The organism is Limnospira indica PCC 8005 (genome assembly GCF_000973065.1).
Classification (GTDB): domain Bacteria; phylum Cyanobacteriota; class Cyanobacteriia; order Cyanobacteriales; family Microcoleaceae; genus Limnospira; species Limnospira fusiformis.
The window spans coordinates 1778586-1794182 of the sequence record NZ_FO818640.1 but is presented as its reverse complement, the minus strand read 5'-3'; the positions used below and the strand labels follow the sequence as shown (position 1 = coordinate 1794182).

General features: G+C 45.1%; 11 protein-coding genes. 8 read left to right on the top strand and 3 right to left on the bottom strand.

Features of this window, described 5'->3' with window-relative positions:
- The first annotated feature begins 54 nt into the window (after window positions 1-54).
- From dnaK to XZ46_RS07885, 5 genes are all read left to right on the top strand, one after another.
- Window positions 55-2031 carry a molecular chaperone DnaK gene (gene dnaK, locus XZ46_RS07905; RefSeq protein WP_006620593.1) on the top strand — a complete coding sequence of 659 codons (1977 nt, stop codon included), beginning with the start codon at window positions 55-57 and terminating at the stop codon, window positions 2029-2031.
- A 184-nt stretch (window positions 2032-2215) separates the two neighbouring features.
- Window positions 2216-3346 carry a molecular chaperone DnaJ gene (gene dnaJ, locus XZ46_RS07900; RefSeq protein ID WP_008049499.1) on the top strand — a complete coding sequence of 377 codons (1131 nt, stop codon included), beginning with the start codon at window positions 2216-2218 and terminating at the stop codon, window positions 3344-3346.
- 50 nt (window positions 3347-3396) lie between these two features.
- Entirely contained in the window at window positions 3397-3657 is a 261-nt protein-coding gene (locus XZ46_RS07895) for a sulfurtransferase TusA family protein (RefSeq protein WP_006620077.1), read from the top strand.
- Complete coding sequence (gene rsgA / locus XZ46_RS07890; protein ID WP_048894999.1) at window positions 3654-4874, top strand: ribosome small subunit-dependent GTPase A; 1221 nt, start codon at window positions 3654-3656, stop codon at window positions 4872-4874. The genes XZ46_RS07895 and rsgA overlap by 4 nt, the downstream gene beginning before the upstream one ends.
- A gap of 33 nt (window positions 4875-4907) precedes the next feature.
- Window positions 4908-5273, top strand: coding sequence for a hypothetical protein (locus XZ46_RS07885; protein ID WP_006620596.1), 366 nt, complete (start codon window positions 4908-4910; stop codon window positions 5271-5273).
- Between the two features lie 87 nt (window positions 5274-5360).
- On the opposite strand, the gene XZ46_RS07880 is transcribed toward XZ46_RS07885, so the two are convergent.
- From XZ46_RS07880 to XZ46_RS07870, 3 genes are all read right to left on the bottom strand, one after another.
- The gene (locus tag XZ46_RS07880; RefSeq protein ID WP_008049497.1) at window positions 5361-7571 is read right to left on the bottom strand and encodes a molybdopterin oxidoreductase family protein; all 2211 of its coding nucleotides are present in this window, start codon (window positions 7569-7571) and stop codon (window positions 5361-5363) included.
- A gap of 253 nt (window positions 7572-7824) precedes the next feature.
- Window positions 7825-9327, bottom strand: coding sequence for an MFS transporter (locus XZ46_RS07875; protein ID WP_008049496.1), 1503 nt, complete (start codon window positions 9325-9327; stop codon window positions 7825-7827).
- Window positions 9328-9427: 100 nt separating this feature from the next.
- On the bottom strand, window positions 9428-9949 hold the full coding sequence (locus XZ46_RS07870) for a hypothetical protein (protein WP_006620600.1): 522 nt from the start codon (window positions 9947-9949) through the stop codon (window positions 9428-9430).
- A 373-nt stretch (window positions 9950-10322) separates the two neighbouring features.
- Between XZ46_RS07870 and XZ46_RS07865 the strand changes: the two genes are divergently transcribed.
- The 3 genes from XZ46_RS07865 (at window position 10323) to XZ46_RS07855 (ending at window position 15503) form a co-directional block, all read left to right on the top strand.
- Window positions 10323-11669, top strand: a complete 1347-nt coding sequence (locus tag XZ46_RS07865; protein WP_008049495.1) for a cytosine deaminase — start codon at window positions 10323-10325, stop codon at window positions 11667-11669.
- Window positions 11670-11758: 89 nt separating this feature from the next.
- Window positions 11759-13243: a polysaccharide biosynthesis/export family protein gene (locus tag XZ46_RS07860; protein WP_006669465.1), complete on the top strand. Its 1485-nt coding sequence runs from the start codon at window positions 11759-11761 to the stop codon at window positions 13241-13243.
- 40 nt (window positions 13244-13283) lie between these two features.
- Window positions 13284-15503 carry a GumC family protein gene (locus tag XZ46_RS07855; RefSeq protein WP_006669464.1) on the top strand — a complete coding sequence of 740 codons (2220 nt, stop codon included), beginning with the start codon at window positions 13284-13286 and terminating at the stop codon, window positions 15501-15503.
- Window positions 15504-15597: the final 94 nt, after the last annotated feature.

Sequence of the window (15597 nt, the reverse complement as noted above, 5' to 3'; positions counted from 1 at the left end):
GTTAGAACGGGGATGGCTCTACCATTCATTGCACAAATTTATCGATGAGGAGCTATGGGAAAGGTCATTGGCATCGACTTAGGTACGACTAATAGTTGTGTGGCGGTTCTGGAGGGGGGTAAACCTGTAGTTATTTCCAGTTCAGAAGGGGGACGGACTACACCCAGTATTGTGGGTTTTGGTAAATATGGCGATCGCTTAATTGGTCAGCTTGGTAAACGACAAGCCGTGACTAATGCTGAGAATACCATATTTAGTATTAAGCGATTTATTGGCAGACGCTGGGAAGATACGGAAGTGGAGCGATCGCGAGTTCCCTATAAGTGCGTCTCTGGTAAAGATAATACAGTAGATGTCAAAATTCGTGATCAGGTCTACACGCCGCAAGAAATATCGGCGATGGTGTTGCAAAAACTCAAAGAAGATGCCGAAGCCTATTTAGGGGAAACTGTTGATCAAGCGGTGATTACGGTTCCGGCTTACTTCACAGATGCTCAACGCCAGGCCACCAAGGATGCGGGGACTATTGCGGGTTTAAATGTGTTGCGTATCATCAACGAACCCACAGCAGCAGCCCTATCTTATGGTTTGGATAAACAAGACCAAGACCAAACCATTCTGGTTTTTGACCTAGGGGGAGGCACTTTTGATGTATCTATCCTCCAGTTGGGAGATGGAATTTACGAGGTAAGATCCACATCTGGGAATAACCACCTGGGAGGGGATGACTTTGATAACTGTCTGGTGATGTGGATGGTAGAAACCTTTAAAAAACAAGAAGGGATTGATCTAACATCGGACAAAATGGCTCTGCAACGGATGCGCGAAGCAGCGGAAAAAGCGAAGATCGAACTTTCTAATCGCACCAAAACCTCGATTAACTTGCCATTCATCAGTGCTGATGACTCAGGACCAAAGCACCTAGAACTAGAACTGAGTCGCTCGGAATTTGAAACTTTAGTGGGAGACCTGGTAAAAAGTACCCTCGAACCAGTAACCCAAGCCCTCAAAGATGCCAGTTTAGAACCCCAGGATATTGATAAAATCATTTTGGTGGGAGGTTCAACCAGAATTCCCGCAGTACAGCAAGCAATTAGTAAACATTTTGGCGATCGCAGTCCCGATCGCTCTGTTAACCCCGATGAAGCGGTAGCCCTAGGAGCAGCAATCCAAGCCGGGATTTTGGGAGGAGAAGTCAAAGACCTACTGCTTTTGGATGTCACCCCTTTGTCCCTGGGTTTAGAAACCCTAGGGGAAGTGTTCACCAAAATCATCGAACGCAATACTACCATCCCCACCAGTCGTTCCCAAATGTTCTCCACCGCCACCGACGGACAAACCTCTGTGGAAATTCATGTGCTGCAAGGGGAACGAGCCATGGTTAAAGATAACAAAAGCCTGGGTAAGTTCCTACTGACTGGCATTCCTCCCGCTAAACGGGGTGTGCCACAAATTGAGGTATCTTTTGATATTGATGCTAATGGGATATTGAAAGTATCTGCTATAGATCGTGGCACAGGCCGAGAGCAAAGTATTCAAATCACCAATACCGGAGGACTGAGCGAGACGGAAATTGAGCGAATGCGACAGGAGGCAGAGCTTTACGCCGAGGAAGACGAAGCCCACAGACTGATTGCCGAGTTGAAAAATCAATCCCAGACCCTGTTCTATAATTGTAAGGTGACATTAAAGAACAATGCCAAAGCAATTAGTAATGAACTTAAAGAGCGAACCCGAACCGAAGCAGCCGCTTTAAAGAAAGCAGTTAACGACCCCAAAATCTCTTTAGGGGATATGCAACGACAAGTTGAGAGTTTCCAAAATTTGCTCTATGAGCTAGGTTCTGCGGTTTATGCAGCACATGAGCAGGGAGATAGGGGGAATGGGTCAGCGACTGAAGAACCCCAGATGCTAGACTCAGAAGAAGATGAAAGCACAGACTCTGACATGGACTCTGAAATCGGCAATAGTGACGAGACAGAATCTAAAGAATTAGAGGGCTCTGAGAGCCAAAGTCTGGGTGGTTCATAGAGATAAGTTGACCGCTAACGGTTAAATGGTCCCATTAAAGGTTGGGATGTGGGATGATGTAAAATAGGGGTTTCCCTAAACGGTGGGGTTGGTAGTTTATGCTTAATCCAACCCCTAGTTAAGGAAAGACCTAACTCTAGGTTTGTTCTGTAGTTTTAGTAATTAATTTTTAGAAAAAAGCTTTATGGCAGGCGATTACTATGATGTCCTCGGTGTCTCCCGCGACGCAGACAAGGAAGAAATTAAACGAGCTTACCGTCGTCTGGCTCGTAAATATCACCCGGATGTAAATAAGGAGCCGGGGGCTGAAGAAAGGTTTAAGGAAATCAACCGCGCCTATGAGGTGCTTTCGGAACCGGAAATCCGCGCCCGTTATGATCGCTTTGGGGAAGCTGGGGTATCTGGTGCTGGTGCAGGGGGCTATGGTCAGGACTTTGGCGATAGTTTTGCTGATATCTTTGAAAGTTTTTTCAGTGGTTTTGGTGGGGGTATGGGCGGCCCTACGGCAGCCAGACGACGCACGGGACCCACGCGAGGGGATGACCTGCGCTTAGATTTGCGCTTGGAGTTTAAAGAGGCTATTTTTGGCGGGGAAAAGGAAATCCGTATCCGTCACTTAGAAACCTGTGAGACTTGCAATGGGACGGGGGCGAAGCCGGGAACTTCTCCTAAAACTTGTTCTACCTGTGGGGGTAGTGGTCAAGTGCGACGGGCGACTCGTACTCCCTTTGGTAGCTTTACTCAGGTTTCGGTTTGTCCTACCTGTAATGGTACTGGACAGATGATTGAGGAAAAATGCGTCAGTTGTGGTGGAGAAGGCCTGAAAGAGGTAACTAAAAAGCTGAAAATTACGATTCCGGCTGGGGTAGATAATGGCACGCGGTTGCGGGTATCTAATGAGGGGGATTCGGGAAAACGAGGTGGCCCGGCGGGGGATTTGTATGTATTTCTGTCGGTGGACTCAACACCGAATTTCAAACGTGATGGTATTAATATCCTGTCAGATGTGAAAATCTCTTACCTGCAAGCGATTTTAGGCTGCACTTTGGAGGTGGAAACGGTTCAGGGTACGACTTCTTTAACTATTCCGGCGGGGACACAACCGAATACGGTGCTGACTCTGGAAAATCAGGGTGTCCCTCGTTTGGGAAATCCGGTGAGTCGGGGAGATCACTTGATTACAATTTTGATTGATATTCCTACCCGGATTACTAATGAGGAGCGAGAACTTTTGGAACAGTTGGCCCAAATTAAGGGAGAACGTACCGGAAAAGGAGGCCTGGAAGGGTTCCTTGGTAATTTGTTCCAAAAGTAAAACATTCGATTGATGGCTTGGATTGATTGTTCCTTTTGTGTGAAGAGTCTATGACTGGTTCAGATACTTATTCGGCTGATGCTAAACTTGATTTGCGCGGCACCCCCTGTCCGATTAATTTTGTGCGGACTAAGTTGCGTCTGCAACAAATGACACCGGGGACTTTGCTGGAGGTGTGGTTAGATGGCGGCGAACCTATTGAACAGGTTCCTGATAGCTTGGTGATGGAAGGATATGCTATTGAGGAGGTTTGCGATCGCGGAGAGTTTTTTGCGATTATGGTTCGTTGTCCGCCTGTGAAGAGTTTATGACGGCTGATCGCATAATGGGAACGGTAGTTGCTGGTCAGGCTAATTTTTATCAGGTTTGTCTGAGTCCTGACCAGTCTCCGTCTGGGAATGGGGCCGGGGGGGAAGCTAAACGGATGACTTTGCTTTGTACCTGTCGCGCTCGTTTAAAGAAAATTGGTCAGAAGGTGATGGTGGGCGATCGCGTGGTGGTCTCCTGTCCAGACTGGCAGGGGGGTAGAGGGGTGATTTCTGAGATTTTACCCCGTAAAACTGAGCTGGCGCGCCCTAGTATTGCTAATGCAGACCATTTATTATTGGTGTTTGCAGTGGCTGAACCCGACCCAGATCCGGTGACTCTCAGCCGCTTTCTACTCAAGGCGGAGTCTACTGGGTTGGAGGTGAGTTTGTGCTTTAATAAGTGCGATTTACTGCCCCCTGATAGCCTCCGAGAATGGTACGATCGCATGAGAGGCTGGGGATATGACCCTTTGATGATTAGTGTCTATCATGGGGTTGAATATCGCTTTGAGGGCGATCGCATGGAAACTTCGCCGACTCTGAATTTATCATCAAATTCGGCTGGGTTGGACAAACCCGGTTTCGGGGAAAGTTCGCCTTCCCTCACTAGAGATGGTGATAGAAACCAGGTTTCTGGCACTGCTAATTCTCTGCTGGATCGCTTGCGCCTGAAAACTACGGCTATCTCTGGTCCGTCTGGTGTGGGGAAGTCTAGTTTGATTAATAAACTGATTCCTAATAGTCATTTGCGGGTGGGGGAAGTGTCGGGAAAATTGGGGCGAGGACGGCATACTACCCGCCATGTGGAATTGTTTGAATTACATAACGGGGGTTTCCTGGCTGATACTCCGGGGTTTAATCAACCGGAATTGCAATGCGACCCTCACCAGTTGGGTAATTATTTCCCGGAAATTCGCGATCGCTTAACTAAGGGTAAGTGTCAATTTGATGATTGTTTGCACCGCGAAGAACCATCATGTGTGGTGCGTGGAGACTGGGAAAGATACCCCCAATATCTCCATTTTCTTGAGGAGGCGATCGAGGCTTGGGAAACGTCTCAACATCAACCACTAGAGGAGGATCGCCTCAAATCTAAAAGTAAATCTGGAGGGGGAAAACAATATGAACCTAAATTGCAGTCTAAAAAATATCGCCGATCTTCCCGTCGCTTAGAACACCAAAATTTACAACAACTTTGTGAAGATTTGGATGAGGTCTAAAACAACTTATCTATTAAATGGAGTAGCCGAGCCATGTCAGATTCTCCAACTACTACAGGCGCAATAACCACCGGATTAGTGATTGGTTTATTGTTTATGGGGGGCTTTTTTTGGGTAGGCTATTCGCTGCCATTTAGTCTGCTGTGTAGCTTTTTGGGTGGTGTATCTGCTTATCAATTAATAACTTGGTGGCATATAGACTCTCTGCCAAAGATTGAGGAGTCTAATTCCTCGAACCCAGAAGTTGGCAAGGTGTACAAGTCGATTCATAAATTTTTGTTTAAATCTCAGTATAATAAACAATCAAAAAAACTTGCCCATGAGCCAGTTTCTAAAGGTCCTGTGTCTCTGATGGGATGGGTTTTAAAAGAACATTCCAAACGCAATACAGATAATTAATCATCAGGAGAAACCGGGTTTTGGGGTTGCTATGGCAGGAAAAACCCGGTTTTAATAATTCATCATGTACCCTCCCAGCGGAGGTATTTAGACGGGAATAGTTGGGTTGAGTTGTTGTTGGTTAGGTTGGGTTTGTGAAGTTGGTAATAATTCGGGGTTAACTATTGATAATTGTACGGCACAGGCTTTTAATTCTGGTTGTTTAGACTCAGGACAACATTCAGGGTGAGTCATGGCGTTGGCTTCGGTATTATCTCCCCATAAAGCGCCCCAGTGCATGGGTACAAATACAGTTCCCGGTGCGATCGCTTTAGTAATTTGAGCGGGAAAATAAGCCTTTCCACGGCGCGATCGCACTTGCACTAAATTGCCGGATTCAATGCCTAATTTCTGGGCATCTTTGGGGTGAATTTCCATAAAAGGAGTGGGGTGCATTTTGCGGATTTTCTCAATTCTCCCGGTTCGTGTTTGAGTGTGCCAATGGCCGTATAATCTCCCCGTTGTCAACACTAAAGGATAATCTGGATCTGGGGGTTCAGCTAATCCTTTGGAGTAATAAGCCGCAAATTGTGCGCGACCGTCAGGGGTATTAAATCGTAAATCAGTATATAAACGTTTAGGGGTGCGATTAATTTCGGTTTCCGTCTCAGGACAAGGCCATTGAATAGGACCAGAAACCATTAAACGATGATGACTCAACCCAGATAAATCGCAGGGACGGTTACGAGTTAAGCGGACAAATTCCTGGTAAACTTGAGCGGAATTAGCGAAATTAAATGGTTTTGGAAAACCTAACCTCCGCCCTACTTCGGCGAAAATTTCCCAGTCGGCTTTAGCTTCTCCTAGGGGTTGACGAAAAGCCTGACATAAAGTGACGACCCGTTCAGAATTAGTCATAGTCCCGGTTTTTTCTCCCCACTGGGCGGCGGGTAGTAAAATATGGGCATATTCAGCGGTTTCTGTAGGATAATAAGCGTCCTGATAAATGGTAAAAGGCGATCGCATTAAAGCCGCTTTAGTCCTTTCTAAATCCGGCATACTGACTGCTGGATTAGTCGCCGCCACCCATAATAACCCCACTTTACCAGTTTCTAATCCGGTAATCATTTCCCAAGCATTCAAACCCACTTGGTCAGAAATCTGACCGGGTTCTAGTTCCCAAAATTGCTCAACCTCTCTCCGGTGTTGGGGATTTGTGACAACTCGATAACCGGGTAAAATATGGGCAAGTCCTCCCGCTTCTCTACCTCCCATAGCATTAGGTTGACCTGTTAAAGAAAAAGGACCCGCCCCAGGTTTACCAATATTTCCAGTCATCAAATGAAGGTTAATCAGAGTCCGCACTTTCGCAGTCCCTTCGGAAGACTGATTTATCCCCATTGACCACATAGATAAAACTCGTTGAGACTCACCCCACCACCTAGCAGCTTGTTCAATATCATCCAGACGAATACCACAGGTTCTGGCTACTAATTCCGGGGGATAAGATTGGATTACCTGCATATAATCAGGGAATCCTTTGGTACATTCATCAATAAATAAAGAATCTATAAAACCCCAACGCATTAAGAGGTTTGCTATACCATTAAGTAGGTCAATATCGGTTCCGGGACGGATGGCTAAATGTAGGTCTGCGGCTTCAGCGGTTTGGGTGCGGCGAGGGTCCACCACAATCATTTTGACTTGGCGATTTTTCTTATGGTGAACCCGCAAACGATTAAAAACTATGGGGTGACATTCAGCGGTATTAGTGCCAATTAAAAAGGCACAGTCGGTTTTTTCTAGGTCGTCATAACAACAGGGGGAACCGTCTGAACCGAAACTTTTGATATAACCGGAGACGGCTGAAGACATACACAGGCGGGAATTGGCATCAAAATTATTGGTTCCCAAACAGCCTTTAATTAGCTTTTGGGCGATGTAATAGTCTTCGGTTTGGAATTGACCTGAACCATACATACAGATAGCATCAGCCCCCATGGTGTGGCGGACGGTTTGAATGCGGTTGACAATAAGGTTATAGGCTTCATCCCAGGTGGCGCGACGAAAAGGTTGATCGAGGGTCTCTCGGATCATGGGATATTTCAGGCGGTTTTTGTCTATGGCTTCGGCAATTGTTGCGCCTTTGACGCAAACTTTACCGAGGCTGGAGGGGTGAGTGCGATCGCCTCTAACTTGCCAAATTGGATTTCCTTGGGAGTCTCTATTTGTCGCTTTTCCGGGTTGTGCGGGGGGTAAAACTTCTAAGCCGCAACCAACACCGCAGTAAGGACAAAGAGTTTTTGTTAATTCAGTCATTTTAGATTAATGGGTGGTAATTGTGGCAGTTTTGATTATAGTATATCAGTCACCTATTTGCTGGCAATTGGGGGGAGTTGACTGTGATTAATTATCTGCTAAAATCAGCCAATTAATTAATCAATCCACCCCAACCGGAAGTTAATCACCGTAACCACGGAGGATAGTCATCTAGGAAGGATAGGGAATTATTGTCGGTTCAGGGGCGAGTAGCTAATTTGATGCTAGTTAATAACCCGCCCCTATTTAGGAGTTATTTGGCGACAGGGATAATGTCTTCGTTGGCTTGTAATTCTTCTTGATGATGGTCAGCAAAAGACCCTTGAGGTTCCTTGAGGAAAAACCAACAGAGGAAAGCGACAATCATGCTAGTTACTCCTAACATCTCGAAGAAAATTCGGTTGCCGATATCACCTTCTGGAAATAGGCTAAATAGTGTTAGATAAACGACTGCACCCACATTTCCATAAGCCCCAACATTTCCGGCAATTTGTCCAGTAACACGGCGTTTAATGAGGGGAACGATCGCAAAAGATGAACCTTCCCCAGCTTGTACAAAGAATGAACAAGTCATGGTTAAAAGTACCGCCAAAGGTAGCCACCAACCACCATTAACTCGACCCATAATTAAATAAGCAAATGCCATTCCCGCAGTCAGAACCGCCATGGTATTTTTACGGCTACCTAATTTATCAGAAATTAGACCTCCACCGGGGCGAGACATTAGGTTCATGAAAGCATAACTAGCAGCTATCATTCCAGCGGCTGGTTTACTGAGTCCAAAAGTATTCTCAAAGAAAGCGGGAAGCATTGACACCACAGCTAATTCTGAGCCGAAGTTGACAAAATAGGTCAATTCCAAAATAGCAACTTGGGAAAAATTGTAACGGTCTGCGGGGGGATAGTGTTTGTGACCAAGGATTAGTTCTTTATTCGCTTCCCAGCAGTTATAACCTTGGAAAAGATATAAACCGAATAAGGCTACCCAAACGATATAAAGTTGCGGTGAGGTCAAGAAACCTACTTTACTTAAACGCCAAGCTAGGATACCCAACACACCTACTAGGGGAATATTCATGAGCATCAAAAACCAGAAGTCTTTGGGGGTGGTTACTTCTAAACCTCTGGCGCGTTGGGGTTTTTGATAGACTTTTCCTGGGGGGGTATCTTGGACGTTAAAGAAGTAGAAAGCACCATAAGCAGCGGCGATAATTCCTGTTAATGCTACGGCTACTCGCCAGTTAATTACCCCCCCAGAACCGAAGGTTAAAATTGCTGCTAGAGTGGGTAAGCTAAAGGCAGCGGCGGCGGAACCAAAATTACCCCAACCGCCATAAATTCCCTCGGCTAAACCGATTTCTTTGGGGGGGAACCATTCGGCTACCATGCGGATACCAATTACAAATCCTGCACCCACTATGCTGAGGGCTAAACGGGAAATTACTAATTGATTAAAGTTTTGGGCTAAGGCAAATGCTGTACAGGGAATTGCTGCATAAATTAGCAGTAATGAGTAGGTGATTCTAGGACCGTATTTGTCTAGCAGCATCCCAATAATAATCCGGGCGGGAACTGTGAGGGCAACATTACAAATAGCGAGGGTACGAATTTGACTTATTTCTAAGCCCATATCGTCTTGAATAGCTGTGGCTAAAGGTGCAAAGTTGAACCAGACGACAAAGGAAAGAAAGAAGGCAAACCAGGTTAGGTGTAGGATTTTGTATCGGCCTTTTAAAGACCATAATTCGGTTAGCATTTTGATTAAATGGTGGGGTAAAACAACGGTGGAAATTGGCGGGGGTCAGGACTTGATGAATTGGTATAATTACTCAATCATCAAGGCAGGTAAGGGAATACTATTGGGCAACCCAAGGGTTGACTTGTAAAGTGCCACTGGGAGTCATGACTACGAGAAATTCAGCCTGGGGTTGGTTTTCGGTGGTGGCTTGACTTAATTGGAGAATGGGAGTCTGATTAAGATATTTGGCGGCGGCGAGGTTGATGGTTTTGTATTGGGCGATCGCACCTGTTTGATTGACTGAGACCTGATACACTAGGTTCTCGGTAAAGGTAGGGTACTGTTGCCAGTTTTGGTCAATTTGGGTGTATAATTGGGTGGTTAAATCAGCGATCGCATTCGGATCGGTGATGGGGGTTACGGTGGCCTCTAGTGTTGGGGTTTCTACGGTTTCTGGGACAATTTCGACAGCAGTTACAATGGTTTCGGCTTGGGGTTGCTGTTGTGCGTAGTGGTTGGATAGTAGTTGCTGCCAACTGTTAAGATAAAATCCTGAAAAGGCAATTAAGCCAATGACTGACACGATTTTCAGACCGACGGAAGAGGTTAACGAGTTGGGGGTAGTTTGAATGGATGTCATGGAGATTTTCTGATAGTAAAGTTGACTAGCACCGGACTACATTTCCCTAGCTTTATGAGCGATCGCCTCTTTATTTAATCATAACTTTTATGGATTGGGCTATATCAAAAATGAGGATAAGTACATCAAAACTAGCCCTAAGTTTATGATAATTGCATAAACAACAACCTAAATATGGGTGATTAGGGAATGATAACCGGAAATTAAACTACTCCTAAAGCTGCCGAAAATTTGAGCGATGACTTTAAGAATTGATCAGTAGGTTAAAGCTGAAAAATCAGTTAAAGTGTAGCTAATATTACAAAATCCTAAGTTTGATGAACTTTTTGCATATTAACAATGTTATTTTTGCATGATGGGGTAAATTGTAGTCATGATTAGTATTCCCAAAAGCGATCGCTACTGGCTAAAAAATGCCCATATTCCCTACTGTTTACTGGAAGTAAGCCAACCGGACTGGTTAAGCCAACAGACGCGGGAGGGGCTAATATTAATCGATGTGGAAATTACATCGGGGAAAATTAGCCAACTGCGACCCGCTGGAAATACAGACACGGCTGATATCCCCTGGGTAGACCTGCGGGGGGGACAGGTTTGGCCCTGTTTTGTGGACTTACACACCCATTTAGATAAGGGCCATATTTGGCAGCGATCGCCTAATCCCGACGGGACTTTTACCGGGGCGCTAAATACTGCTATTTCCGATAGTGAAAAATACTGGACCCCTGAAGATATCTATCAGCGGATGGAATTTGGTTTAAAATGTAGTTATGCCCATGGGACTCAGGCTATCCGCACCCATTTAGACTCAGCCGGAAAACTCACAGAAATTAGCTGGGAAGTATTGAACAGTCTGCGGGAAAAATGGTGCGATCGACTATTTTTGCAAGCTGTATCCCTGGTATCTCTGGATTATTACTTAACCCCCCAAGGAGAAAAACTAGCCGATAGAGTAGCAGAAATGGGCGGCATTTTAGGGGGTGTCGCTTATATTAACCGTGACCTTGATCAACAAATGGAGCGAGTATTTGACCTAGCCAAAGACCGGAATTTATCCTTAGATTTCCATGTCGATGAAAATGGCGATCCTGATTCTAATACCCTATATAAAATCGCCGAATATGCGGTTAAATCTCAATTTGAGAATCCCATAATTTGCGGACATTGTTGCAGTTTATCCGTCCAGAGTCCCGAAGTGATTAACCAGACCATTAATCTGCTTAAATCATCTAATATAGGGATTGTCAGCTTGCCCATGTGCAATTTATATCTGCAAGATAGACAATATTCTAACCATTCAAATACACCCAAAACCCCAAAATGGCGAGGGGTCACACTTCTGCATGAATTAAAACAAGCCGGAATCCCCGTAACAGTCGCGAGTGATAACTGTCGTGATCCCTTTTATGCTTTTGGAGATCATGACGTTTTAGAAGTCTTCAAAATGTCAGTCAGAATCGGCCATTTAGATCATCCATCAGGTGACTGGCCCCAAATCGTCACCAAAACCGCCGCCGATCTAATGGGATTATCAAATCTAGGAAGGCTGAAGGTAGGCATTTCCGCCAATCTCATCGCTTTTAAAGGCAGAAATTTCAGTGAATTACTATCGCGATCGCAGCATGATCGGGTTATCATCAGAAACGGTGCATCAGTATCAGCTTCTATCCCCGACTATGCTGAGTTAGACGACCTAATAACTAGCGACTTCACCGAATAGCCGTTACCATGAGGAAGAAACCCTCAGCCTTCAAGTCATTGTCAACTGTATATTCCATGTTTCATCTGTCAGTGTCTTGACTCTCACCTATGACTCAGCCATCATTTCCAGCTAATATAACTAATGCTGTCAAATCTCCCCAGGCGACAACCCTGATGAGTTGGGGGTTAATGTCCCTATTGATATGGCATAGCAGCACACCTATCAGCCTAGCGCAAACTCAACCTTCTATCCCCATCCCCACTATTACCCCCGCCTCAATTCGTGTTCCTGATGCCTATACCCTCGGTCCAGGAGATTTGCTAAGGGTAGATATTCTCGATGTTCCTGAGTACAGTGGCGAATACCTGATTTTGACTGATGGGACACTCAATCTGCCTCTAATCGGTCAAATTACCGTAGCTGGTTTATCAGTTTCTCAACTGACCGAGAAAATTTCCGCCGCCTATACTCCCTTTGTACAACAACCATTCCCCAGCGTGAGAATTATTACACCCCGTCCCATTAGCATTGCCGTTGGGGGGGAAGTACAAAGACCGGGAACATACATTCTCCCCCTTTCCACATCTAACACCGTTGAGCGACAATTTCAGTTCTATACAGTAACTCAGCTTCTCCAGCAGGCGGGTGGGATTACTCAATCAGCAGATATTACTCAGGTTAAGGTGCAGCGACAAGAACCCACCAGGCTAAATATTGTCGTCAACCTCAAGGAATTGTTGGAAAATGGAGATTTAAGTCAAGATCTGGTTTTGCGCGATCGCGATACAATTGTAGTACCCACCGCCGAAAGTCTTGATCCCGTCGCTATTCGACAGATTAATTCCGCTAATTTTGCGCCCGAGGAAGTACCCCCTTTTCAAGTAGTTATCGTCGGGGAAGTATTTAATCCGGGAACCCATATTATGGGGGAAGGAATGGCGAATTTGCCGGAATTACCGACTATTACTCAAGCTATTCAAAGGGCGGGAGGTATTAAGCCTCAAGCTAACCTGCGTCGCATTCAATTACAAAGACTGACTCAGGCGGGTGAATTAAAGACTATAACTGTTGATTTGTGGCAATTACTGACCACTGGTGATGCTACTCAGGATATGAGTTTACAGCCAGGAGATTCTATTATAATTCCTACCGCTAGTGCCGTGCCACCCGATGAGATTATTTCCCTCGCCAGTGCTAGTTTTTCACCCAGAACTATGATGGTTAATGTGGTGGGAGAAGTCGCACAACCAGGGGCGCTGCAAGTACCGATTAATACAACCCTTAATCAAGCCATCTTAGTGGCGGGGGGGTTTAATCAGCGGCGGGCGAATACTGGCTCCGTGCAACTGCTGCGTTTGCATCCTGATGGTACCGTTTCCCGTCGTCAAATTTCCATTGATTTTCAAGCCGGACTAAATGCACCGAATAATCCCGTTTTACAACGAGATGATGTCGTGGTCGTGAACCGTTCAGCCTTAACTGAGGTAGCCGATACTTTTGAAGAAGTGTTAAGACCTGTGGGGGGTCTGATTGGGATCTCTGCTGTACTGAATATCATTCATGTTTTAACAGAGGATAGAGATAATAATTAAAGTCCTAAGATGGTAGTATTTGAGAGAAGAGGTAATGGTTATGGATTTTAGTAATATTGAACACCGAGAATCTATTGATTTAGATTTAGGGAGATATTTACAAACATTGAAACGCCGATGGTTTTGGCTGCTGGGGGTTTTTGTGCTGAGTGTATCTGGGGCTGTATATGCTACCCAATTTTTGACCCCAACTTATGAAAACTCTGGCAAAATTTTATTTAAGGTAGACCGTACTTCTTCTTTAGCTGGTATTGGTGAAGGGTTAGGGGAACTGAAAGCACTATTGGCGGATCAGACTCCTTTGAGTACCCAGATAGAATTAATGTATTCTAATCCTCTGTTAGAAACAGTGATTGAGCGCTTGAATTTAACTAATGAGGATGGTGAACCCGTGGCTCCAGAGGATATTAGACGCAATTTAGATATGAGAATTATCGGCGGCACGGATATTGTTCTGTTAACCTATCAAAGCCGAAATCCCCAAGAAGTTGCTGATGTTATTAATACCGTGATGGAGGTTTATATTGAGGCTAATGTGTCTAGCATTCGACAAGACGCTTCCGGCGCGAAAGAGTTTATTCAGGAACAGCTACCTAGGGTACAAAAGGAGTTGTTTCTGGCGGAAAAATCTATTCAAGATTTTAAGGAAAGAAATGAGATAGTAGACCTGGGAACGGAGTTTGCTATATCCGTACAAGAAATGGCGCAGTTAAATCGCAATATTACTACTTTAGAAGCTGAATTAAATGCGGTGCAATCTTTGGTTAATTCCTTGGGAAATCAAGTGGGTTTGAACTTGGAAGAAGCTATAGCCGTAAATACTTTAAGTCAGTCTCCGGTGGTGCGAGCAGCTTTACAAGAATTGGAGAATGTGGAGGGGGAATTAGCCCAGGAACAAAGACGTTTTCGAGATGAAAATCCCCGGATTATTTCTTTAAAGGGAAAGCGAGATAATCTGGAGAATTTGTTACAAAGAGAAATTCAAGTGTATTTGGGTAGTAGCAGACCCTTTTCTCGCGGGTTGCTCAGGGTTATGGATGTCAAAAATAACAAGATTGAAGAGTTTGTTAATGCGGAAATTCGGCGGCTGGATTTGACTAAGCAGCTTGACTCTCTCTATGAGGCGCGTGATGGTTTGGAAAGGAGAGCTAGGATCTTGCCACAATTAGAACAACAACAGCAGGAACTTGAGCGCAAAGCTGAGGTGGCTCGTCTGACTTATCGGACTTTACTACAAAATCTTGAGGAAGCACAAGTGGCAGCCAATAAGATTACCAATAATGCCAGAATTATCGAAACGGCTAACGTTCCAGATGAGGGAAAAACGGCAAAAGTACCGTTGTTGGCTTTGGGAGTAATGGGGGGATTAGTCGCCTCAACTACTTTATTGCTGTTGATGGAAATGGGAGATAAATCTCTGAGGACTGTGGCGGAAACTAGGGATTTATTTGGATATACTTTGTTGGGTATTATTCCTTCTTTTGCAGCGCCGCCTTTTTACCGCTATTTGACGGGAGGCGATCGCTCTTCTGTACAGGTTCCGGTGGTGGATACACCCGGTTCCTTAATTAGCGAAATTTATCGGATGATTCAGGCTAATTTGAAGTTTTTGGGTTCCGATCGCAAAGTGCGGGTAATTGTGGTAAGCAGTTCCGTACCACAGGAGGGAAAATCAACGGTTTCCGCTAATTTGGCGGCGGCGATCGCCCAGCTTGGACATCGGGTGATACTCATTGATGGGGATATGCGACAACCGATTCAACATCATATCTGGGGTTTAACTAATGCGGTGGGATTAAGTGATGTACTCGTGGAAGAGGCGACTCTTTCCGAAGCCGTGAAGCCGGGAATTGACCAACTCGATATTTTGACCGCTGGGGTGACACCACCCAATCCGTTAGCACTTTTGGATTCTCGACGCATGACTTCCTTAATTCGGAATTTTTCGGAGGAGTATGATTTTGTAATTATTGATACACCACCATTGTTATTAGCCGCCGATGCTTTAACTTTAGCTAATATGGCTAGTGGGGTGTTAATGGTCGCTAGACCCCGAATTCTTGACCGCGATAGCGCTAAAGCCGCTAAGGAAATATTAGGGCGATCGGGTCAGCGGATCTTGGGGACGGTGATCAATGGGATTAGCAAGAATGAGTCCACTAAGTATTTCTATCATGCTCAACGCTATTTCCCTCTCCAAAAATCCCATCGGCGCGATCGCTCCGCACCCCCGAAAATATCTTCTAGGAGTTCTTCTTAGATATCAAACTATCCCTATACCAGGTTAATTAAGCCTGGAGACTCCCTGACAGCAACAACTTTACCAAAACTTTACATAATCTACATTAATTTTT